Source organism: Yimella radicis, assembly GCF_054778255.1.
In genome coordinates, this window is record NZ_BAAGZR010000010.1 from 39,588 (window position 1) to 63,561 (window position 23,974).

Consider the following 23,974-nt stretch of genomic DNA (forward strand, 5'->3'; position numbering starts at 1 on the left):
GCTGCGGACGCGTTGCGTGTGCCCCGGCACGCGTGCGAGCAGCGAGCGGTACGCCGTTCACCGGAGCCGACCGATGGAGCAGCACCTGTCATGACCGACGTCAGCAAGAACGAGTACACGAGCGACGAGTCGCCCACCACCGACGTGCACCGGGTGGGTCCGACCCTGCCGGTGCTGAGCGACATCGCCACCGGTGCGGTGCAGTCACCGACTCCCACGGTGGAGCGCTTCGTCAACCATTTTCTGCGCGAACTGAACTTCGGTCAGGGCGTCCTGCTATCGCGTTCGACGATCAACGACCAGTACATCGCGCTGGCCAAGACGGTGCGTAAGTACATGATGGCCGATTGGCTCGACACCGGAGCCAAGCGCCGCGAGGGCGGCACCAAGACCGTCGGCTACCTGTCGGCGGAGTACCTGCTCGGTCGACAGTTGAGCAACGCCCTGCTCGCCACCGACCTGCAGGACATCGCCGCGGACGCACTGCGTGAGTGCGGCATCGACATCGCCGACCTGCGTGCACAAGAGATCGAGCCCGGCCTCGGCAACGGTGGTCTCGGCCGGCTCGCAGCCTGCTTCATCGACTCGCTCGCCACGATGGACGTGCCGTGCATCGGTTACGGAATCCGTTACGAGTACGGCATCTTCCGCCAGACCTTCGAGGACAACCGTCAGGTCGAGGTGCCAGACTCCTGGCTCTCGCTCGGCAGCCCATGGGAGTTCCCGCACCCCGAGCGCCAGGTACGCGTCGACTTCGGAGGCCGCACCGAGCAGTACACCGACGACGAGGGCCGCGAGCGCTCGCGCTGGATCCCGGGCTGGAACGTCCTCGGTATCCCCTACCACCAGATGGTTCCGGGTTTCCGCAACCACACGGTCAACACGCTGCGTCTGTGGAGCGCGAAGGCCACCCAGGCGTTCGACCTGCAGATCTTCAACTCCGGCGACTACGCCGAGGCCGTGCGCGCGCAGACCTTCGCCGAGAACATCTCCAAGGTGCTCTACCCCGAGGACTCCACCCCGCAGGGTAAGGAGTTGCGCCTGCAGCAGCAGTACTTCTTCGTCGCGTGCTCGCTGCACGACTTCATCGAGAACACGCTGCCGCAGGACTTCGACCTGCACCACTTGCCCGAGCGGATCGTCTTCCAGCTCAACGACACCCATCCGGTCATCGCGATCCCCGAGCTGATGCGGATTCTGGTCGACATCAAGGGATTCGACTGGGACGACGCGTGGGACATCACCCGGCAGTGCTTCGCCTACACCTGCCACACCCTGCTGCCCGAGGCCCTCGAGGTCTGGTCGGTGGAGCTCATGGGCAAGCTGCTGCCGCGCCATCTGGAGATCATCTACCGCATCAACAAGAACTTCCTCGAGGAAGTCGCCGGGGCCTTCGCCGGCGACGAGATGCGCATTCGTCGCATGTCGATCATCAGCGAGCACCCCGAGCGTTCGGTGCGGATGGCCTACCTGGCCACCATCGGCTCCTCGAAGGTGAACGGTGTCGCCGAACTCCACTCCCAGTTGCTGCGCGACAAGGTGCTCCCCGACTTCTCCGGTTACTGGCCGGACAAGTTCACCAATGTCACCAACGGTGTCACACCGCGCCGCTTCGTATTCCTCGCCAACCGCAAGCTGTCCGACCTGGTCACCGACGCGATCGGTGACGGTTGGGTGACCGACCTCGAGCAGTTCAAGAAGCTCGAGCCGTTCGCCGACGACCCGAACTTCCGTCAGCAGTTCGCGCAGGTCAAGCAGGCCAACAAGGAGCGCCTGTACAACCTGTTGAAGGCGCGCGACGGTCTCGACCTGCCCCGCGACGCGATGCTCGACGTGATGGTCAAGCGTCTGCACGAGTACAAGCGTCAGTCGCTCAAGCTGCTGCACATCGTCTCGATGTACGACGGCATCATCTCCGGACGGGTCTCGACCGAGTCCGTCGTCCCGCGCACGTTCGTGTTCGGTGCGAAGGCGGCGCCGGGTTACCACATCGCGAAGGAGACGATCTTCCTGATCAACTCCGTCGCACAGACCATCAACGCCGACGAGCGGGTCAAGAACGTCATGTCGGTCGCCTTCCCGGCGAACTACAACGTCACGCTCGCTGAGAAGCTCATCCCGGCCGCCGACCTGTCCGAGCAGATCTCGCTCGCGGGCAAGGAGGCGTCCGGCACCGGCAACATGAAGTTCGCCCTCAACGGCGCGCTGACGATCGGCACGGACGACGGCGCGAACGTCGAGATCCGCGAACTCGTCGGCGACGACAACTTCTTCCTGTTCGGCATGGACGAGCCGCAGGTCGAGGAGCTGCGGGCGAAGGGCTACGACCCGGAGTCCTACTACCAGTCGAACGAGAACCTGCGCGCCACGATCGACCTGCTGGCGAGTGGCCACTTCACCGGCGGCGACCGCCGGCTCGCGGCGCAGTTCGTCGACAACCTGCTCACCCAGGACCCGTTCATGGCGCTGGCCGACTATCAGTCCTACCTGGACGCCCAGGCTCGGGTGGACGAGGCGTACCGCGACTCCGACGCGTGGACGCGGATGGCGATCCTCAACGTCGCGCGCACCGGGTTCTTCTCCAGCGACCGTTCGATGCGCGACTACCGCGAGCGGATCTGGAACGTCTGAGTCCACGCACTGAGCAGACGGCCCGAACAGGCCGAATGGAGGGCCCTTCACCAGCACTGGTGAAGGGCCTTTCCGATAGGTTCGGACGGTGACTTCGGCACCCACCACAACCCAGCCCCAGTCCCCTATCGGCCGCATTCCGGTCATCGGGATCAAACCCGCCGTCGAGTGCGGAGCGTTCCCCACCAAATCCGTCGTCGGCGAGGAATTCGACGTCGAGGCGACGGTCTTCCGCGAAGGCCACGACGCCGTCAACGCGTCCGTCGCGATCACCGATCCCGACGGGCGGACCACCCTGCTTCCGATGCGCTGCACCAACCCCGGTCTCGACCACTGGGTCCGCACGATCAGCGCCGACCGCCCCGGCTGGTGGAGCTACCGCGTCGAGGGTTGGAGCGACCCGTATGGCACCTGGGAACACGACGCGACGATCAAGGTCGCAGCCGGCGTCGACGTCGAGTTGATGCTCGAGGAAGGTGCGCGCGTGCTGGAACGCGCCGTGAAGCTCGACCACGACGACGCCGACCGCACCCTCCTGCAGGACGCCGTCACCACCTTGCGCGACGAGTCCAAGGAGCCCGGCGAGCGTCTGGCCGCGGGCACCGACCCGGCAGTCGTCGAGGCAATGCACCGCACCCCGTTGCGCGACGCGGTTTCCCCCAGTCGCGAGTTCGCCTGGTGGGTCGAGCGGGAGCGCGCTCTGGCCGGCGCCTGGTACGAGATCTTCCCTCGCTCGGAGGGCGCGGAGTTCGACGAGGCCACCGGCAAGTGGCGCACCGGCACCTTCCGCACCGCGATGAAGCGCCTGCCGGCGGTCGCCGCGATGGGCTTCGACGTCATCTACCTGACACCCGTCCACCCCATCGGGTCGATCAACCGCAAGGGCCCGAACAACACCCTGACCGCCGGTCCGGATGACCCAGGCTCGCCGTACGCCATCGGCAGCAAGGACGGCGGGCACGACGCCCTCAACCCCGACCTGGGTACGTGGGAGGACTTCGACGCGTTCGTCGCCGAAGCGGAGCGGCAGGGCATGGAGGTTGCGCTCGACCTTGCGTTGCAGTGCGCCCCCGACCATCCGTGGGTCACCGAACATCCGGAGTGGTTCACCACGCGCGCCGACGGCACGATCGCGTTCGCCGAGAACCCGCCGAAGAAGTACCAGGACATCTACCCTCTCAACTTCGACAACGATCCCGAGGGCATCTACGCGGAGATCCGCCGCGTCATGCAGGTGTGGATCGACCACGGGGTCAAGATCTTCAGGGTCGACAACCCGCACACCAAGCCGGTCGAGTTCTGGCAGTGGCTGATCGACGACGTCGCCAAGGACCACCCGGACGTCATCTGGCTGGCCGAGGCGTTCACGCGTCCGGCCATGATGCACACGCTCGGCAAGATCGGCTTCCAGCAGAGCTACACCTACTACGCCTGGCGCAACGAACCCGAGGAGTTGCAGGAGTACGTCGAGGAGCTCGCCGGCGACGCGGCGGCCTACATGCGTCCGTCGTTCTGGCCGACGACCCACGACATCCTCACCCCGTACATGCAGTTCGGCGGTCCGACCGCCTGGAAGCTGCGGGCCGCGCTCGCCGCGACGTTGGTGCCGACGTACGGCATCTACGCCGGGTACGAGTTGATCGAACACGTCGCACGTCCGGGCGCCGAGGAACAGATCGACAACGAGAAGTACGAGTTCAAGAACCGTCATTGGGAGGACTATGAGCCCGGCGGCGCCAAGGAAGGGCAGACCCTCGCGCCCTACCTGACCCGGCTCAACCAGATCCGCCGCGATCACCCGAGCCTGCTGTGGCTGCGCAACATCACCTTTCACAAGGTCGACGACTCCTCGCTGATGGTCTTCTCCAAGAAGCGCGGCGACGACGTCGTGATCGTGGTCGCCAACCTCGACCCGCACTCCACCCGCGAGTCCTGGGTGCACCTCGACCTCGAGGCGCTGGGACTGCACGAGGGCGAGGCGTTCACGGCGCACGACCTGATCACCGACGCGCACTGGCACTGGGGCGAGCACAACTTCGTCCGCCTCGGCGTCGACGCCGAACCCGTCCACATCATCGAGCTGCGGAGGTACTGAGCACGATGAGCGTCCAGGGATTCAACCTGCAGCAGCCCGGCCTCAAGCACGACCCGCAGTGGTTCCGCAAGGCGGTCTTCTACGAGGTGCTCGTGCGCGGCTTCGGCGACTCCACCGGCAGCGGATCGGGCGACTTCACCGGTCTCCTCAACCGCCTCGACTACCTGCAGTGGCTGGGTGTCGACTGCCTGTGGCTGCCGCCGTTCTACGCCTCGCCGTTGCGCGACGGCGGCTATGACATCGCCGACTACAAGGCGATCCTGCCCGAGTTCGGCACGCTGCCGGAGTTCACCGAGTTGGTCTCGCAGGCGCACGCCCGTGGCATCCGCATCATCACCGACTTCGTGATGAACCACACCAGCGACCAGCACCCGTGGTTCCAGGCCTCACGCAGCGACCCCGAAGGTCCATACGGCGACTACTACGTGTGGTCCGACACCGACGACAAGTACACAGAGGCACGGATCATCTTCGTCGACACCGAGGTGTCGAACTGGACCTTCGACCCGGTGCGCCGCCAGTTCTTCTGGCACCGCTTCTTCTCCCACCAGCCGGATCTCAACTTCGAGAACCCGAAGGTGCAAGAGGAGATGTTCGACATCGTCCGGTTCTGGATGGACCTCGGCATCGACGGGTTCCGACTGGACGCGGTGCCCTACCTGTTCGAGGAAGAGGGCCACAACGGCGAGAACCACCCGAAGACCCACGAGTTCCTCGCCGAACTGCGCAAGATGGTCGACACCGAGTACCCCGGACGCGTGCTGCTCGCCGAGGCGAACCAGATGCCGCACGAGGTCGTCGACTACTTCGGTACCGAGGAAGCACCCGAGTGCCACATGTGCTTCCACTTCCCCGTCATGCCGCGGCTGTACTACTCGCTGCGGGAGGAGAAGGCCACGCCGATCATCAACGTGCTGGCCGAGACCCCACCCATCCCCAAGGGGACGCAATGGGGCACCTTCCTGCGCAACCACGACGAGTTGACGCTGGAGATGGTGACGCCGGAGGAACGGGCCGCGATGTACGGCTGGTACGCCCCCGACCCGCGGATGCGCGCCAACGTCGGCATCCGGCGACGGCTCGCCACGCTGCTCGACAACAGCCGCGCCGAGATCGAACTCATCCACGCACTGCTGCTGTCCTTGCCGGGCTCGCCATGCCTGTACTACGGCGACGAGATCGGTATGGGTGACAACATCTGGTTGGACGACCGCGATGCCGTCCGCACCCCGATGCAGTGGTCGCCCGACCGCAACGCCGGCTTCTCCACCGCCGACCCGGGCAAGTTGTACCTGCCGGTGATCAGCTCGCTGGTCTACCACCACAACAGTGTCAACGTCGAGGCGCAGATGGCGCACTCGTCCTCGCTGCTGCACTGGGTGCGCGAGATGCTCGCCATCCGCGCGCAGTACCCGGTGTTCGGTCTGGGCGATTTCGTCGTCCGCGAGACCGACAACGACACGGTGCTGGCGTTCACCCGCACGATCGCTGCCGAGGACGACCCGGACGACCAGATCTCCATCCGTTCGGTGCTCTGCCTGAACAACCTGTCGTCCAGCCCGCAGTCGGTCACCATCCAGTTGGGCTCGGAGTTCGCCGGGGCCCGACTGCGTGACCTCTTCGGCGGCGCGCACTTCCCGGTCGTCGGCGAGGACGGCAACGCCACCTTCACCCTGGGCTCACGCGACTTCTTCTGGTTGTCGCTGCGCCCTGTCGGAAGCGAGTGAACTGATACCTGATGGCCATCTTGCACAAGGCGACCCTCGAGCCGTCGAAGAACGAACTCATCGAGGCCTGGATCGGTGAGCAGCGCTGGTACACAGGCAAATCCGGCACGCCTGCGTTGTCGGTGATCGGGAGCTATCGCTTCGACGATCCTGCCGGCGAGGTCGGGGTCGAGGTGTCGCTGGTGCTCGACACCTCCGGTGCGCAGCCGACCCTGTTCCAGGTGCCGCTGACCTACCGTGGCGCCCCACTGGAGGGTGCAGAGCGCGCACTGGTCGGCACCACCGAACACTCGACCCTGGGCACGCGCTGGGTGTACGACGGCTGCCACGACCCGGTGTTCGTCACCGCGCTGCTGGAAACGATCGTGACCGGCGGCCGGCACGCCGATGTGCAGTTCGAGGAGGGCACCCAGGATCGTCCGCAGGGTGTCTTGCCCGCGTCGGTTCGGGTACAGGGCAGCGGTACTCGCGGCCGCAGGATGCCGATCGTGGTCAACACCAAGGTGTTGTCGGGTGAGCAGTCGAACACCTCGATGATCATCGACACCGAGGACCGCGCCGGCGATCGACGCACCGTCATCGTGAAGCTGTTCCGCGTGCTGCAGGACGGCCTCAACCCGGACGTCGTGTTGCAATCGGCGATCTCCGCCGAGGGCTCGAATCGGGTGCCCGCGACGATCGGCTATCTCACCGGCCAGTGGCCGGACAACACGATCGGCACCGGCCACGCCGCCGGCCACCTGGCGTTTGTGCAGGAATTCCTGCCCGACGTGCGGGACGCGTGGCGCGAGGCACTCGAGGCCGCCGAGGCAGGCACCGACTGGTCGGCGAACGCCCGGGCTCTGGGCGTCGCGACCGCCGAGGTGCACACCGTGCTCGCCGATGCGATGCCGACCGCGACGGTCACTCCGGCGCGGGCTGAATCAGTCGTCGCCGAGATGCGCCGCCGGTTCGACGTCGCGGCGCGCGTGCACTCCGACATCAACCGGCACCGTGCTCGCTTCGAGCAACTGCTCGACAGCGCGAAGGACGCGAACTGGCCTGCGCTGCAACGTATCCACGGCGACTACCACCTGGGCCAGGTGCTCGACGTACCGAACCGCGGATGGGTGCTGCTCGACTTCGAGGGCGAGCCACTACGTCCGCTGGGCGACCGCAACAACCTCGACTGCCCGCTGCGCGATGTCGCGGGGATGCTTCGTTCGTTCGACTACGCCGCCGCCTCCGTCGACGGTGACCGGGCCGACTGGGCCGCCGCCTGCCGCGACGCGTTCCTGGCCGGCTATGAAGGAGCGTCCGGTGTCCGCCTGGCCGATCACGCGCCGCTCGTCACCGTCTTCGAGGCCGACAAGGCCGCGTACGAGGTGCTCTACGAAGCACAGAACCGTCCGACCTGGTTGCCGATCCCGGTGGGCGCGCTCGACCGTCTGCTCGCAGACAACTCCACCGACTCGGCCGCGCCCGCCGACGGCACCGCGTCCGTCATCAACAGCGAGGAGACTGCTGTGAACTCCGATACCGATACCGATACCGTCGATCGGCCGGCCCCGCCGCGCCTCGACCCCGACGCCGCAGCGGCGGTGCTGCGTGGCGTGCACACCGACCCGCACAGCGTCCTGGGTGGGCAGCGCGATGAGAACGGCGTCTACGTCCGGGCGCTGCGTCCGCTCGCAAGGACCGTCGAGGTACAACTCGAGGACGGTTCACGCGTCCCGATGGAGCACGACACCGAAGGCATCTGGTCGGCGCGCATCGACGGCGACCAGGAACCCGACTACCGCATCGTCACCACCTACGAGGACGGCGTCGAGCACGTCGCCGACGACTCGTTCCGCTTCCTGCCCACGCTGGGTGAGATGGACCTGCACCTGCTCGGCGAAGGCCGTCACGAGGAACTCTGGAACACCCTCGGTGCCCACGTTCGCACCTACGACGGTCCGGCCGGGAAGGTCACCGGTACCTCGTTCGCCGTGTGGGCCCCGAATGCATTGGGTGTCAGGATGATCGGCGACTTCAACCAGTGGGACGGTTTCGCCCATCCGATGCGTCGACTCGGCGGCACCGGTGTCTGGGAGATCTTCGTCCCCGGTGTCGGTGCGGGTACCCGGTACAAGTTCTCCGTGCTGTGCGCCGACCGCGTCTGGCGCAGCAAGTCCGACCCGATGGCGCAGCAAGCCGAGACCGCTCCGGCGACGGCGTCCATCGTTGTCGACTCCCACTACGAGTGGCAGGACGAGGAATGGCTCGAGCACCGCCTCGAGAACGACCCGCACGACGGCCCGATGAGCATCTACGAGGTGCACCTGGGTTCGTGGCGTCAGGGCATGAGCTACCGCGACATGGCCGAGCACCTGGTCAACTACGTCGAGGACCTCGGCTTCACGCACGTCGAGTTCATGCCGGTGATGGAGCACCCGTACCCGCCGTCGTGGGGCTACCACGTGACCGGTTACTACGCCGTGAACTCCCGCTTCGGCTCACCCGACGACTTCAAATACCTGGTGGACACGTTGCACCGCAACGGAATCGGCGTGATCCTCGACTGGGTGCCAGGTCACTTCGCGACCGACGAGTGGGCGTTGGCGAAGTTCGACGGCACCGCGCTGTACGAGCACCCCGACCCCCGCAAGGGCTGGCACAACGAGTGGGGCTCCTACATCTTCGACTTCGGTCGCCCCCAGGTGCGCAACTTCCTGGTCGCCAACGCAATCTTCTGGTTGCAGGAGTTCCACGCCGACGGTCTGCGCGTCGACGGTGTGGCTTCGATGCTCTACCTCGACTACTCGCGCAATCCCGGCGAGTGGATCCCGAACAAATTCGGCGGCCGCGAGAACCTCGAAGCAGTCCAACTGCTGCAGGAGACGAACGCGACCGCGTACCGGCGTGTGCCGGGCACGGTGATGATCGCCGAGGAGTCGACCTCCTGGCCCGGCGTCACCAAGCCGACCAGCGCCGACGGCCTCGGCTTCGGGTTCAAGTGGAATATGGGCTGGATGCACGACACCCTCGACTACTTCGCCGAGGCCCCGATCAACCGCGGTCATCACCACCACAAGCTGACCTTCGGTCTGGTGTACGCGTTCAGCGAGCAGTTCGTGCTGCCGATCAGCCACGACGAGGTCGTGCACGGCAAGGGCTCGCTGCTGCGCAAGATGCCCGGTGATCGCTGGCAGCAGTTGGCGAACCTGCGGGCACTGCTCGGCCACATGTGGGCCCACCCCGGCAAGCAACTGCTGTTCATGGGTTCGGAGTTCGCACAGGAGTCGGAGTGGGCCGACGGCCGCAGCCTCGACTGGTGGCTGCTCGACCAGCCTGCTCACTGGGGCGTGCACGCCCTGGTGAAGGACCTCAACCGCGTCTACAAGGAGCACGAAGCGCTCTGGGGCCAGGACAACACGGGCGAGGGTTTCCGTTGGGTCAATGCCGACGACGAGTCGGGCAACACCTACTCCTACCTGCGTCTGGGACGCGGTGACGAGCAGGAGCGTGACGTCCTGCTGGCGATCACCAATTTCTCCGGCGTCGAGCACGCCGATAAGCGAGTCGGGTTGCCCCGCAAGGGGATCTGGCGCGAGGTGCTCAACACCGACGCCGCTCACTACGGCGGTGGTGGGCGCGGCAACCTCGGTGCCGTCGAGGCGACCGAAGAACCGTTCGACGGTCTGCCCTACTCGGCGACGATCACCCTCCCGCCGCTGTCGACGCTGTGGTTCCTGGCTCCCGCGGCGGACGCCGACGACGCCACCGAACAGCGCACCGTGGCCGCTGCCACACAACCGGTGACGACAGCGGACGAGGGTGCGCAGCTGGTGGCCGGAGCCGTGGTCGGTTCGGGCGACGACTCCGAGTCCGTCCAGGTCGACCAGATCTCCCAACCCGAACCCACCGAGGGCAACGACCGCGACGGCTCCGGGACGACGTCCGTGAAGTCCACCGATGTCGGATAGCCGGCATACCCGGCCATAACCCCGGGAAGTGCCGACAGAGATCGCTCGTACCGAATCCGGTACGAGCGATCTCTTTCTCCCGGAAGGCGTTTCAAGGCACCTGTCCCGCCGGCGGCACGCAGCCGTTGTTCGGGCAAGACGGTGGCGGCTTCGGTTCGATCTCGATGGCTGCGTCGTCGCGTGACGGTTTGCGACGAGTGGCGTTGAACTGGGCCGGTCGCCCGTACTGGCAGGCCGGCTGGGCCAAGGTCTGGCCGCACGAGGAGTCGCTCATCAACCACGCGTTCACGACGCAGACCCTCCCCTGGCGTCCGCTGCCGGCAGGACACGTCCGCCTCGGCTGATCGGCCTGACGCCTGTCAGCCGTGCGCCCGCACACACGGGCGCACGGCTGACAGACTGAAGGCATGAGCCACGAACGCGCGGGCCAGGTTGCCCAGTCCTCGGATCTGACCGACATCGACGCTCTCGTCGGGGCGTACTACGACGTGTCGCCCGACCCGGAGAACGTCGACCAGCAGGTGGTGTTCGGCACCTCCGGGCACCGCGGGTCGTCGCTGAAGGGTGCGTTCAACGAGGCGCACATCCTCGCGACCACACAGGCGATCGCCGACTACCGCCGAGACAAGGGCTACGACGGGCCGCTGTTCATCGGCCGTGACACCCACGCTCTGTCCGAACCCGCGTGGGCGACGGCGCTCGAGGTGCTCGTCGCGAACGACGTCGAGGTGCTGGTGGACGACCGCGACGGTTTCACTCCGACCCCCGCTGTCTCCCACGCGATCCTGCGCGCCAACGGCGGTCGCACCACAGGCCCGGGTCTGGCCGACGGCATCGTGGTGACGCCCTCGCACAACCCGCCCGCCGACGGCGGCTTCAAGTACAACCCGCCGCATGGTGGACCCGCCGACAGCGATGCCACCAAGGTCATCGCCGCAGCCGCCAACGATTACCTGAAGGCCGGCCTCGACGGTGTGCGCCGCACGGCCGACGCCCGTTCTGCCGCAAAGGGATACGACTTCCTCGGCACCTACGTCGACGACCTGCCCAACGTCATCGACATCGAAGCGATCCGCAAGGCCGGCGTCCGGATCGGCGCCGACCCGCTCGGCGGCGCGTCGGTCGCGTACTGGTCCGAGATCGCCGAACGCCACGGTCTCGACCTGACCGTCGTCAACCCGGACGTCGACCCCGCCTGGCCGTTCATGACGCTCGACTGGGACGGCAAGATCCGCATGGACTGCTCCTCCCCCTACGCGATGGCGTCCCTGATCGCCCAACGCGACACGTACGACATCGCCACCGGCAACGATGCCGACTCCGACCGGCACGGCATCGTCACTCCGGACGCCGGGCTGATGAACCCGAACCACTACCTGGCCGTCGCGATCCAGTACCTCTACGGCGGAGCGCGGCCGAACTGGAAGAGCGACCGGGTCGGCAAGACCCTCGTGTCTTCGTCCATGATCGACCGCGTCGTCGAGTCGATCGGCGCCACCCTGTGGGAGGTGCCGGTCGGCTTCAAGTGGTTCGTGCCCGGCCTGCTCGACGGCTCCGTCGGCTTCGGTGGCGAGGAATCCGCCGGTGCGTCCTTCCTGCGCATGGACGGCACCGTCTGGACCACCGACAAGGACGGCATCCTGCTGGCGCTGCTCGCCTCGGAGATCCAGGCTGTCACCGGCAAGAGCCCCAGCGTGCACTACGCCGAGCTCACCGAGAAGTTCGGCGCACCTGCCTACGAGCGCATCGACGCACCGGCCGATCGTGAGCAGAAGACGAAGCTCGGGGCCCTCTCCCCCGACGACGTCCCTGCGGATTCCGTTGCAGGAGAGCCGATCACCGCGAAGTTGACCGAGGCCCCGGGCAACGGTGCGGCAATCGGAGGACTCAAGGTCGTCACCGAGAGCTCGTGGTTCGCCGCGCGTCCGTCGGGCACGGAGGACGTCTACAAGATCTACGCCGAGTCGTTCAAGGGTGCCGACCACCTCAAGCGGGTGCAGGACGAGGCCAAGCAGATCGTCGATACCGCCCTCGGCTCCTGAGCGAAAGTCCGCAGAACTCGCGGGTCAATTGAGCAAACCCGCGGACACCTGCGTTCGTGACCGTCCGCACGACTCGCGGGTCACCCCCGCGAGCCTGCGGACTTTCGGTACTGGAATGGTTGGAAACGTGAGTGAGCAAGGACGCCTGTTCGTCATCACCGGCATCCCCGGTGCCGGCAAGACCACCGTCGGACGGGCGCTGGCGCAGGCACTGGCCAAAGCCGTGTTCGTCGACGGCGACTTGATCGGCGACACCGTGGTCAGCGGGAAGGAAGTGATCTCGCAGCCACCGAGCATCGAAGCGATCGAGCAGCTGCTGCTGCGGTACGCCGGAGCCCTGACCCTCGCCGACGTCTACCGGTCCGCGGGATTCGACGCGGTGATTGCCGACGACATCATCGGCGACCGTCTCGACGACTTCCTCGAGCTCGCCGAACCCGAACCGGTCCATCTGGTCGTACTGCATCCCTGTGCTGATGTCGTTGGGGAGCGATCACCCGTGCGCGACCAGAGCATTCCTGACGACGGACTTACCACGCTCGATCACTGGAACGTCCTCGAGCACCAGACCGGCCGCCTCGGGCTGTGGCTCGACACCAGCACGATGTCGAATGCGATGGCCGTCACCACGATCCTGCGCGATCTCGACCAAGCACTCATCGTCGCCGAGACGGACTGACGGGAGCGCCCGCGAACCTACTACTTCTCGCCGAACCCGCCGAGTGGGCTCAGTAGTTCGGTTGATCAGTGGGTTCGCGAAGATCAGCCGAGGATCTTGGCCTCGTCCTTGGCCCACAGACCGGTCAGCCCGCGGAAGTGGCCGAGGAACTTTTCGTGCTCGTGCGGCGGGTAGGTCGACTTGACCGTCTCGACCAGCAGCCGGTCGAAGTCGTCCGAGAGCACCCAATCGAGCACCATCTCATCGACGTGGCCGAGGCTCTGCTCGCAGAATTCGCGGTACTTCTCGGTCTCGAAGTGCTCGTCGGCCAGTTGCTGGTAGCGCTCCAGCTTCGCCTTGTACGGAACATCCTTGTCGGCGACCTCGAACCACGGCTCGGTGTCGACCAGTGTCTTCGCCTTGCGCCCGGTGACCATGCAGAAGATCGACCACTTCAGCAGCGACTTGATCGCCCACGGGAAGTAGTAGTGCAGCGAGGTGATCGCGACGTCCGGGCAGGCGTTGGCGTAGTCGATCGGGTACACGACTCCGTCCTTGACCAACATCTCGCAGCTGTTGAACTCCCAGCGGAAGAACGCGTTGACCGTCTGCGCGATCGTGCGGGCCTCGGCGCCGACCTCCGGCGACAGGAAGTCGTAGGCGACTTCGTAGCGGTTGTGCATCGGCTCGTCCGGCCGGAACTTCATCACCATCGTCTCCGGCCCGATGGTGAGCGCCCGGGCAAACACCTCGTAACCGTCGACGGCCTTCTGCAGGTGCATCAGCATCTCGCCGGACTCGTCGTACGCCGCGTGCAGATCGCGCTCGTCACGGATCATCGACACACCGCGCCAGGCACCGCCGTCGAACGGCTTCATGAACATCGGGTAACCGAGTTCGGCAGCAACCGAGTCGAGGTCGAAGGACCGGTTGTACTTGCTGGACGTGTACGCCCAACGGACGTTGTCGAGCGGGTTCTTGTACGGCACCAGGACGGTCTCGGGCACGTTCATCCCCATGCGCATCAACGCGCAATACGCCGCGTGCTTCTCCATCGCCTGGAAGGTGAACGGGCTGTTCATCAGGTAGACGTCGTCCATCAGCGCGACCTTCTTCAGCCACTCGCGCGGGTGGTAGTACCAGTGCGCGAGCCGGTCGATGACAAGGTCGGTGCGCGGACGATCGCGCAGGTTGAACGGCTCGATCGTCATTCGCTCCGTGCGGATGTCGTGCGTCGTCCCGTCGGGTGCGGTGATCGGGCCGACCCGGCGCACGAGTTCCTCGAACGCCTGGGGCCAGTCCTCTTCCGCGCCGAGCAGCAGACCGATGAGGTGTTCGGACATTCGATGTCTCCTTCGTCGAGGCGGTGGTCAGCAGAAGCGGGGCAGGTGATGGGCCAACTGCTTCTGCCACCAGGGCCAGTCGTGGGCGCTGTCGTGGCCCCATACATCAAGCTCGTGGGGAATTGCCTTGCGTGCCAACAGTTCGGCGAATTCACGGGTTGAGGGAAGGGACCGGGTCGGGTGCCATTCGAAGGGGCCCTCCCCGACGACCAGGAGCACGGACGCGTGCTGCCGGATCCAGTCGAGATGCTCACCTTCCATGCCGGCGACGTAATGCATCGGGTTCGCGAAGTACGTCGCGTCACCGGTTTCGCCCCACCCGTGCCAGGTGGTGACGTCGTAGTTGCCCGAGAGTCCGATGCCGAGGCTGACCGCCTGCGCGTGCGTCAGTGCGAAGTGCACCGCATGGAAGGCGCCCATCGAGACACCGACGGTGATCATCGGCAGCCGTGTGCCGAGCTGCTGCTCGATGTAGGGCAGCACAGCCTCCTCCAGCCAACGGTTGTACACCTGGTGGCGAAGCGCACGTTCCTCGGTGGGGTGCTCGTCGGCCGACCAGCTCCACCCGTCGAGGGAGTCCACACAGAAGAAGCTGACCCGCCCGGCATCGACGAGGTCCTGCACGGCCGCGACCATGCCGTTGTTCGCGAAGTCCTCCGCCCGGCCGGCCTCACTCGGGAAGACGAGCACGGGACGACCGAAGTGGCCATGGCGGATCACACCGAGTGACTCCTCGGTGCCGGGGACCTGGAGTTCGACGCGTTCACCTGACACGTGTGTCATCCAACCGCACTCCACGCCTCGCGCAAGAGGTTCGGCAGCATCGGGTCGAGACTGTCGCGCCAACCGGTCCAGTTGTGCAGGTCGTTGAACCTCTCGTACGCCACGTCCCAACCGCTGTTCATCAGCCCCAGGGCGAGTCGCTCGTTGAGCCGTTCGTTACCTTCACGGGCACCGCAGACCATCCCGATGTGCAGGTCGTTGCGGACGGTGGTCGCGCTGATGCCGGCGACCTCCCTCGTGATGCGGTCGAACCAGCGGAATGCGTTGTCGCTCTTGTCGATCCGTGCGTCGAAGAACGATCCGGACTGGCTGAACACCACACCGACGCGGGGATCACGCATGCCCACGAGCATCGAGGTGAGCCCGCCGAGACTGGCGCCGGCGACGGCCACCGGCGCGTCGCTGGGAAAGCGTTCCTGCAGCGCGCCGAGCGCGCGTCGAACCGTCCGCAGGTAACCGGGCGAACCGGAGTACCACTGCATCCGGCGGGATGCGTCGGCGAGCACGATCCGAAATGCGGGAAGGGTGCCTGCGGCGATGTGCGACCCCGCCCATCGGTCGATCCGGGCGTGGTCGAGATAGCCCGAGCCGTCGTGGCACCACAGCACCGGCGCCGGGTCACGTGAACGCAATCCGGACGGTGTCCACATTCGCACCGTGAGAGGGGCGGCGAGGGCGCTGGGGAGTTCGAGCGTCGTCAGCCGTCCCGGTGTCACGGGTGCGCTCAACCAACCTGGTTCCCGGTAATCGCTGCGATGCCACACCGAACGCGGACCGAAGTCGGTCTCGACGACGTCGTAGTCCGGATTGAGCACCCTCCTGCCGCGGCGTCCGACGCCGAAGGCGAACTCCAACCGCTGGATTCCGTCGGGCGAGACCGTGCGCTCCCACCCTCCGTCGACGAACCGGCACGGTCCCCCGACCGGGCCCGCGTCCAGGCTGACCTGCGACCAACGTCGGTCGGGGTCGGGCAGCCGAAACGTGGGCACGGGTCTCGGGACCGATCAGTACAAAGCCGACATCAACGACGTGCGCGCCTTCTTCACCCGCGGGTCGGTCGCACCGACGACATCGAAGAGGCCGATGAGATGTTCGCGGGCCTGGTTGCGCTCGTCGCCGGAGGTGGCCTTCACCAGGTCGATCAACCGGGCGAACGCGTCCTCGATGTGACCTCCGAGGACGTCGAGATCGGCGACCGTGGTCTGCTTGGCGACGTCGGTCGGAGCGTCGGCGGCAGCAGCCCGTGCCTGCTGCAGATCGACACCCTCGGTGCGCTTCAGCAGGGTCACTTGACCCATTCCCAGGCGAGCGTCCTCGTCGTCCGGATTCGCCTGCAGCGCAGCCTGATAGGCGGCGATAGCGGCGTCATAGTCGCCGGTCTCGATGGCCTCGTACGCCTTCTCGTGATATTCGTTCAGGTGTTCTTCCTCGGCATCGTCCGGCTCGGGAGCATCTGCAGCGCCCTGGACGCGACCGGTGATGCCGTTCTGCTGGGCAGCCTGCAACACCTGGTCGAGCACCGCGCGGACGTTCTCGTCGGACTGCTCCCCCACGTACAACGGCAGCGGCTGACCGCCGATGATCGCGAGCACCATCGGTACCTGTTGCACTTGCAGGGCCTGACGCAGTTGCAGGGCCTGCGTGATGTCGGCGACCGCGAGCAGCAACCGTCCGCCGTAGCTGTTCACGATCGCAGCGAGCGCGTCGACGTGTGCACGGCTCTGCGGCTGGCTCGAGGACCACAGCGCGAGCAGAACAGGCACCTGCATCGACTGCTGGGCGGCGTCGTTGAAGCTACGGTCATCGACCTCGACGACGTACGAGCCGCCCGCTGCCGAGGTCGGTGCGCCGGCGGGCGGTGCCGCCGGGCGAGCAGGCTTGGCGAGAGCGGACAGGTCGACCGCGCCGCGCAGAGCGGCAGCGTTGAGCGGATTGTTGGACATGCGCCCATTGTGACCGATCCACAGGTGCCGATCAGATGGGCATCCCGCGGATCCACTCCATCCGTCCGTCGTCAAGGTGGATCTCGACGTCCGCCACTGCGGCGGCCTGCAGGTCGTGCGTGGTCACGACGACGCAGGCACCTTCGTCTCCGCCAAGCGGTGTGAAGTCGATCACGGCTGGGTCACGCTGGTGTCGTCACACAGGTGCCACGCTGAGCGAGTTCGAACTCCGTCGTGCCGCCCCGATTCTTGCCGGCAGATGCTCGAATCCGCGTAAGACTCGGGTCGTGCGCCGCTCCCGCCCCGGCAGGAGGCGGAGGCCAGGGTACCGCTCGTAGAGCGAGCGAAGACCGACTTCGGCCTCCATCCGCGCAAGCGCCGCGCCGAGACAGAAGTGCCGACCGGCGGAAAAGGAGAGGTGATCGCGAGCATTCTCGCGCGCGACATCGAACGTGTCGGGGTCGACGAACACCTTCGGGTCACGATTGGCTCCGGCGAGCACCGCCGTAATCAACTGGTTGCGCCGAGTTCTGGCTCCCGCAATCTCGCTGTCGCGCAACGTACTTCGTCCGGTAAGTAGCACTGGCGGATCGATCCGGAGCACCTCGTCGACGGCGTTGGGCCACAGCTCCGGCTCCTCGCGCAGTCGCCTCAACTCGGCCGGGTTGTCCTCGAAGAGGGCAATGGCATTGCCCATGAGATTGACGGTCGTCTCGAAACCCGCAGCGAGGACGAGGCCGGCCGTCGACTTCAGCTCAATGTCGTTGAGGGCCCCTTGTTCGTCGCGGACGGCGACGAGCTGGCTCATGAGGTCGCTGCCGGGATTGCTGCGCAATCGTTCGATGTGCTGGTCGAGCCAGGCGTCGAACTCCTGCAGAGCCGCCTCGACATCCTGGGTAGCCCGCCAGGAAAGCCCGAAGTCCAGACTGGGAGCGGCCCCGGTGCCCAGCTTCAGCACGTAGTCGTGATCCGGCGCCGGCACGCCGAGGATCTGCGAGATGACGATCACCGGCAACTTGGCGCAGTAATCCTGAGCGAGGTCTACCTCGGGTCGACCCTCGAGATCGTCGAGGAGATCGTCGGCTATCTGCTGCACCTGGGTGCGGAGGGCTTCGACGGCGCGGGCCGTGAAGACGCGGGTGACCAGCTTGCGGTAGCGCGTGTGGTCCGGCGGCTCAGTCGCCAGTAAGGAGGGCGGACGCAGTGGGTGCAGGAAGTCGATCTTCGCCCAGTCGAGGAGGCGCCCGGTGCGGGTCTCGGTGTTCAGCGGAAAGCCGGTGCGGACATCGTTGGAGGACAAAACTTGTCGCACCGCAGCGTGATCGGCGGTGATGTAGCCCAGCCGTGTCGGAACCATCGGCCCACTGGCCTGCACCTCGGCGAAGATGTCGGCGAGTGCGGCCGTCTCGTGCCGCTCAGCAGCGAAGAACAGGCGCGCTTGCAGATCCCCGCGCTTGGCCGCGACGCGCACGAGATTGCGAGGCAGCGCATGCTCGAACGACCATCGGACCGCGAACTTCGGATCGACCTTCATGATCCGATGCTAAGGCGCCTTCTACGCCTGTAGTGGGTTCTGGGTGAACTGGCTCACGTGCGCGACATCCTGATCAGGTCGACGCCGAGGTCGTCATCGCGTTTGCGGCCGCCGTCGTCGCGGAACCCGTTGCGGCGATAGAACGCCTGCGCGCGGTGGTTGCCGTCGACCACCCAGAGATGCGCGGCCCTGCGCCCCAGCGCCCGATCGACCAGAGCCTGAGCGACGNGCCTGAGCGACGCCGGTGCCGTGGTGTGCCGAAACCACGTTGAGCGCCCACAGTTCCAACGGCGTGGGCGGATCCTCGTCGCGGGATTCGTCGACCGTAATGAAGCCGACCAGCTCTGCAGTGTCCCGGTGCTCGGCCACGAACGTGCGACGCTGCGGCGGCGTGGTCTCGATGATCGTGCGCCAGCGGTCGGCGCGCGTGCCTGGATCAAGCGCCGCGAGAGCCTCGTGTGTCATCAGCCCTCGATACGCCTCGCGCCAGATCTGGACGTGTGCCCGGCCCAGCGCGTCCGCGTCCGTCATTCGGGGACGCCGGATCTGGTACTCCGAAAGGCTCATCCGTCGCCCGCCCAATGCTGCTGCACGCGGGCGACCTTTGCGGTGATCTGCCCGGTGTGGCCGGGACGGAGGTCGGCTTTGACGACGAGACCAACTCGTGGGCTGGTGGCCATGACGGCTTCGGTGGCACGCTTGATCACGTCCATGCATTCGTCCCACTCCCCCTCGATGGTGGTGAACATCGACCCGAGTTCATACGGAAGGCCGCAGTCGCGAACGACCGCGAGCGCGTCTGCGACGGCGCGGCTCACCGAACCGTTCGGGTCGTCGGTGGTGGACGGTGCGACGGAGAAGGCGAAGAGCATCCCTTCACTCTAGGCGGGCTCACGCGGCGGCCACCTTGCGCGCCGCCTGCTCCAGCGCTACGAGCGTGCGAGTCAGGGCGTCGTGCACGGCGGTGTCGTCGAGGTCGAGTTCCTTGAGCGCGAAGAGCGCCGACGGCTGCACTGGAGCGGCCCCCGCGACGGTGGCCACCAGATGGGCGTGCTCCTGCACGGTGTCGGCCACATGCGCTGCCGTAACGACGGCAATCGGCTTGTCCCGCAACGAGGATCGCCGGTACGGCCGCGATGCCCAGTCGAGCGCGTTCTTGAGCACGGCGCTGAGCGTGCCGTTGTTGGCCGGCGCGAACAGCAGCACCGGACCTGTGCGTGTGCCGGCAGCACCTCGCGGCGGCTGCCGGCACGCGCACACCATGCTCTGGTCAGGCGGTGGTTCCGACCGTTCCGACCGTTCCGACCGCGCCGACCGTGTCGGCAGTGTCGGCAGTGTCATCGACAGAAGTGTCGCCGGAGATCAATCCCTCGGACACCGCCGCGATGTACTCGTGCACCAACGGCACCGCAGCCGCGCCCTCTCCGCTGGCCGACGCGACCCGCTTCATCGAACCGGATCGGATGTCACCGACGGCGTACACACCCGCAACGGTGGTCTCCAGTGGCGCCGGCGGGCAGCCGTTTCGCCAGGTATCCATCGGCACGTCGCGTCCGGTGAGCACATAACCGGCGCCGTCGCGAGCCACCTCATCGGGCAGGAAGTCGGTGCAGGGGTGCGCCCCGATCAGGATGAACAGCCCGCAAGCCTCCTTGGTGAACTCCTCGCCGGTGACGTTGTTGCGAATGCGCAGCCACTCCAGGTGGCCCGATCCCCCGGCATCGACGACCTCGGCGTTGCCGGCGACCTTGATGCGCGGGTTGGCCTCGATCTCACGGATGAGGTAGTCGGACATCGTCTCGGTCAGGTCGGCGCGACGCACCACGATGGTGACCACGCGCGCGAACTTCGCAAGATGCACCGCGGCCTGACCGGCCGAGTTGCCACCGCCCACCACGACCACGTGACCGCCGGCGCACTCCCGCGCCGCCGACGTGGCCGCACCGTAGTGGACCCCGAGCCCGACGAGCTCGTCGATCGAAGGCACACCCATCCGGCGATACTTCACTCCCGAGGCCACCAGCAGGGCCCGCGCACGTACGCGTCCCTGCGGGGTGAGCAGCACGTGCGGAGTTCCGTCGGTGCCGAGCTCGACGCCGTTGACCCGGCAACCCGACCGCAGGTCGGCGCCGAAGCGCGATGCCTGGGTGCGGGCCCGCTGCGCCAGCCGCATGCCGGAAATACCACGCGGAAAGCCCAGGTAGTTGCGGATCATCGAGCTCGAACCCGCTTGTCCGCCAATGGCATCGGAGTCGAGGACGACCGTGCGCAAACCTTCGGACGCACCGTAGACCGAGGCGGCCAGCCCGGCCGGGCCGCCGCCGACGATCAGCAGGTCGAACACCTCGGCGGACAGGTCGGTCGAGGTGTCGGTGAAGTAGGTCGAGACCTGCGCGATGGTGGGATTCTGCGCCAGCCCGCCGAACGGTGAGCTCACCAGCGGGTAATCGATCTCACCCTCGTGACCGGTGCTACGCAGCTGTTCGATGATCTCGAGCCCGACCTCGCTGTCGGGGCTGGAGGTGCGGGTCGGCACGCCTTGACGATCGAAGAAGTCACGCAACCGACCGAGCGCCGCAATGTCCGGCGGCGAGACGAGTTCGACGGCCGCGACCACGGGGCCGGCGGAGGTCCATGCCCAGTCGGACAGCAACTCGGTGACCGCGGTGTGAAACTCCTCGTCGCGAACGCCGCGCGGCACGGTCAACGGCGTGTCCAAGCGTCCGGCGGCCATAGCCTCGCGCACCACCGTGCGGGTGTGTCGGAACTCGCCCCAACCGAGCAGCAGCACGCGCTTCACCGTCGGGCTGAGCGCGTGGATGCAGTCGAGCGCGACGAGCCCCGGGGTGTCGGCGAGGCAGGACTCCGCGGCGACGAGTGCGATCTGTCCGTTGAACGCGATCGCCCGCTGTGCCTGCCGCAACCCGTCGGCGAGGGTCGGCACGACCACCACCTCATAGTCACGCTTGTAGCGGGAGAACTCCCCCTCCATCACCTCGGCGTACTGCGCTGCGACCACGAGGATCATTGGCTTGATGGTCATACGAATTCCGTTGTCAGTCATAAGTTCTCAATCAATCGATCGGCTGCGACGTAGGGGTCGGTCGTGCCGGCCACCACCTGCTCGGCGAGGTCGTCGAGATCGCCGCCCTCGCCAGGCCGCGCCATCCGCGCCCGCAGCAGACGTAGGGCGATCTGCTCGATCTCCGAACGCGCCCGCGCGGTGCGACGCCGCCCCAATTCTCCGCTTTCCTTCGACCACGCGAGGTGCTTGTCGAGCGCGGCCATGACATCGTCGACTCCGGTGCCCTTCTCGGCCACCAACTTCTCCACCGACGGACGCCACAAACCCGGCTCGGTGCGGTCGCCGAGGGTAATCATGTGGCGCAGGTCGCGCACCGTCGCATCGGCACCCTCCCGGTCGGCCTTGTTGACGACAAACACGTCGCCGATCTCCAGAATTCCCGCCTTCGCGGCCTGCACCCCGTCGCCCATGCCAGGTGCGAGCAACACCAACACGCTGTCGGCGAGGCCCGCGACCTCGACCTCGCTCTGCCCGACGCCCACCGTCTCGACGAAGATCACGTCGCAACCGGCAGCATCGAGCACCCGCAGCGCCTGCGGTGTCGCCCAGGACAACCCGCCCAGATGACCCCGGCTGGCCATCGAACGCATGTAGACGTCGGGGTCGAGTGCGTGGTCGACCAGGCGGATGCGGTCGCCGAGCAGCGCACCGCCGGAGAACGGCGAACTGGGATCGACGGCCAGCACCCCGACCCGCTGCCCGCGGATCCGGAACGCCCGCACCAGCGCGTTGGTGGTGGTCGACTTGCCCACACCCGGCGAGCCGGTCAGACCGATGATCCGCGCCTTGCCGGTGTGCGGTGCGAGTGCCGCCATCACTTCCCGCAATCGCGGGTCGGCGTTCTCCACCAGCGTGATGAGACGGGCGACGGCCCGGGGAGATCCACCCCGGGCCGCCTCCACCAACGAAGGGACGTCGACCTGACGACGACTCATCGACGAATCCTTTGCCAGCGAAACTCAGGCCTTCGGGACGCGGACGAGCAGGGCGTCGCCCTGTCCGCCGCCGCCACAGAGGGCGGCCACACCGACGCCACCGCCCCGACGGGCGAGTTCGAGCGCCAGGTGCAGGTAGATACGCGCGCCGGACATGCCGATCGGGTGACCCATGGCGATCGCGCCGCCGTTGACGTTGACCTTGTCGGCGTCCAGACCGAGCTGCTTGGTGGACGCGAGACCGACCGCGGCGAACGCCTCGTTGATCTCGATGAGGTCGAGGTCGGACGGCGCGATGCCCTCCTTCTCACACGCGACCTTGATGGCGTTGGCGGGCTGCGCCTGCAGGGTGGAGTCGGGACCGGCGACGACGCCGTGAGCACCGATCTCGGCCAGCCACTTCACACCGAGCTCCTGGGCCTTCGCCTTGCTCATCACGACGACGGCGCACGCGCCGTCCGAGATCTGCGAGGCCGATCCGGCCGTGATCGTGCCGTCCTTGCTGAACGCCGGACGCAGCTTGGACAGTGAGTCCTCGGTGGTGTCGGCGCGAACACCTTCGTCGTTCTTGAACTCGATCGGGTCGCCCTTGCGCTGCGGGATCGAGACGGTGACGACCTCGTCGTCGAACAGTCCGTCCTTCCAGGCCTTGGCGGCGAGCTGGTGGCTGCGCGCGGAGAACGCGTCCTGCTCGGCGCGGGAGAACTCCTGGTTGGCGGTGTTGGCCGACTCGGTCAGGTTGCCCATCGCCTGGTCGGTCAGCACGTCCCACAGACCGTCGTAGGCCATGTGGTCCTTCATCGCGACGTCGCCGTACTTGAAGCCCTCGCGGCTCTTGGTCAGCAAATGGGGCGCCTGGCTCATGGACTCCTGGCCGCCCGCGACGACGGTGTCGAACTCGCCCGCGCGGATCAGCTGTGCTGCGAGCGCGATGGCGTCGACACCCGACAGGCAGACCTTGTTGATCGTCAGCGAGGGCACGGTCAGCGGGATGCCGCCCTTGGCTGCGGCCTGACGGGCCGGCATCTGACCGGCGCCGGCGGTCAGGACCTGGCCCATGATCACGTACTGCACCTGGTCACCGGACACACCGGCCTTGTCCAGCGCACCCTTGATCGCCAAACCGCCCAGGTCGGATCCGGAGAAGTCCTTCAACGAGCCGAGCAGCCGGCCCATGGGGGTACGGGCACCGGCGACGAGGACCGGCGTACGAGCGTCGTCAACAGCAGTCATTCGAGTTCACTTCCAGCG

At 66.8% G+C, this 23,974-nt stretch carries 17 protein-coding genes; 7 read left to right on the top strand and 10 right to left on the bottom strand.

Features of this window, described 5'->3' with window-relative positions:
• Positions 1-90: 90 nt before the first annotated feature.
• The 7 genes from ACYU8W_RS09665 (at position 91) to ACYU8W_RS09695 (ending at position 13,121) form a co-directional block, all read left to right on the top strand.
• The gene (locus ACYU8W_RS09665; protein ID WP_499468630.1) at positions 91-2,631 is read left to right on the top strand and encodes a glycogen/starch/alpha-glucan phosphorylase; all 2,541 of its coding nucleotides are present in this window, start codon (positions 91-93) and stop codon (positions 2,629-2,631) included.
• Positions 2,632-2,719: 88 nt separating this feature from the next.
• A complete protein-coding gene (locus tag ACYU8W_RS09670; RefSeq protein ID WP_141927906.1) occupies positions 2,720-4,726 on the top strand; it encodes an alpha-1,4-glucan--maltose-1-phosphate maltosyltransferase in 2,007 nt (668 codons plus the stop codon).
• 5 nt (positions 4,727-4,731) lie between these two features.
• Positions 4,732-6,453 (top strand): maltose alpha-D-glucosyltransferase, encoded by a 1,722-nt coding sequence (gene treS, locus ACYU8W_RS09675; RefSeq protein ID WP_141927905.1) that lies wholly within the window; start codon positions 4,732-4,734, stop codon positions 6,451-6,453.
• Positions 6,454-6,464: 11 nt separating this feature from the next.
• The gene (glgB, locus tag ACYU8W_RS09680) at positions 6,465-10,400 is read left to right on the top strand and encodes a 1,4-alpha-glucan branching protein GlgB (RefSeq protein ID WP_499468632.1); all 3,936 of its coding nucleotides are present in this window, start codon (positions 6,465-6,467) and stop codon (positions 10,398-10,400) included.
• Between the two features lie 197 nt (positions 10,401-10,597).
• Positions 10,598-10,744: a hypothetical protein gene (locus tag ACYU8W_RS09685; protein ID WP_499468634.1), complete on the top strand. Its 147-nt coding sequence runs from the start codon at positions 10,598-10,600 to the stop codon at positions 10,742-10,744.
• 63 nt (positions 10,745-10,807) lie between these two features.
• Positions 10,808-12,442: a phosphoglucomutase (alpha-D-glucose-1,6-bisphosphate-dependent) gene (gene pgm, locus ACYU8W_RS09690; protein WP_499468636.1), complete on the top strand. Its 1,635-nt coding sequence runs from the start codon at positions 10,808-10,810 to the stop codon at positions 12,440-12,442.
• A 127-nt stretch (positions 12,443-12,569) separates the two neighbouring features.
• Positions 12,570-13,121, top strand: a complete 552-nt coding sequence (locus tag ACYU8W_RS09695; RefSeq protein ID WP_499468638.1) for an AAA family ATPase — start codon at positions 12,570-12,572, stop codon at positions 13,119-13,121.
• An 83-nt stretch (positions 13,122-13,204) separates the two neighbouring features.
• Here ACYU8W_RS09695 and ACYU8W_RS09700 read toward each other — a convergent pair whose 3' ends face one another.
• From ACYU8W_RS09700 to ACYU8W_RS09745, 10 genes are all read right to left on the bottom strand, one after another.
• On the bottom strand, positions 13,205-14,443 hold the full coding sequence (locus ACYU8W_RS09700; RefSeq protein ID WP_141927901.1) for an ATP-grasp domain-containing protein: 1,239 nt from the start codon (positions 14,441-14,443) through the stop codon (positions 13,205-13,207).
• A 27-nt stretch (positions 14,444-14,470) separates the two neighbouring features.
• Entirely contained in the window at positions 14,471-15,217 is a 747-nt protein-coding gene (locus tag ACYU8W_RS09705) for an esterase family protein (RefSeq protein ID WP_499468640.1), read from the bottom strand.
• Positions 15,218-15,222: 5 nt separating this feature from the next.
• Positions 15,223-16,215 (bottom strand): alpha/beta hydrolase, encoded by a 993-nt coding sequence (locus ACYU8W_RS09710; RefSeq protein ID WP_499468642.1) that lies wholly within the window; start codon positions 16,213-16,215, stop codon positions 15,223-15,225.
• A gap of 15 nt (positions 16,216-16,230) precedes the next feature.
• A complete protein-coding gene (locus tag ACYU8W_RS09715; RefSeq protein WP_499468644.1) occupies positions 16,231-17,169 on the bottom strand; it encodes a co-chaperone YbbN in 939 nt (312 codons plus the stop codon).
• 196 nt (positions 17,170-17,365) lie between these two features.
• Positions 17,366-18,703 (bottom strand): cytochrome P450, encoded by a 1,338-nt coding sequence (locus ACYU8W_RS09720; RefSeq protein WP_499468646.1) that lies wholly within the window; start codon positions 18,701-18,703, stop codon positions 17,366-17,368.
• A gap of 563 nt (positions 18,704-19,266) precedes the next feature.
• On the bottom strand, positions 19,267-19,575 hold the full coding sequence (locus ACYU8W_RS09725; protein WP_129624802.1) for a thiamine-binding protein: 309 nt from the start codon (positions 19,573-19,575) through the stop codon (positions 19,267-19,269).
• A 19-nt stretch (positions 19,576-19,594) separates the two neighbouring features.
• On the bottom strand, positions 19,595-19,909 hold the full coding sequence (locus ACYU8W_RS09730; protein WP_499468648.1) for an NAD(P)H-dependent oxidoreductase: 315 nt from the start codon (positions 19,907-19,909) through the stop codon (positions 19,595-19,597).
• A gap of 64 nt (positions 19,910-19,973) precedes the next feature.
• Entirely contained in the window at positions 19,974-21,746 is a 1,773-nt protein-coding gene (locus ACYU8W_RS09735; RefSeq protein ID WP_499468650.1) for an NAD(P)/FAD-dependent oxidoreductase, read from the bottom strand.
• Positions 21,747-21,763: 17 nt separating this feature from the next.
• Positions 21,764-22,723 carry a methylmalonyl Co-A mutase-associated GTPase MeaB gene (gene meaB / locus ACYU8W_RS09740; RefSeq protein ID WP_499468652.1) on the bottom strand — a complete coding sequence of 320 codons (960 nt, stop codon included), beginning with the start codon at positions 22,721-22,723 and terminating at the stop codon, positions 21,764-21,766.
• 24 nt (positions 22,724-22,747) lie between these two features.
• Positions 22,748-23,956, bottom strand: a complete 1,209-nt coding sequence (locus ACYU8W_RS09745) for an acetyl-CoA C-acetyltransferase (protein WP_499468654.1) — start codon at positions 23,954-23,956, stop codon at positions 22,748-22,750.
• Between the last annotated feature and the right edge of the window lie 18 nt (positions 23,957-23,974).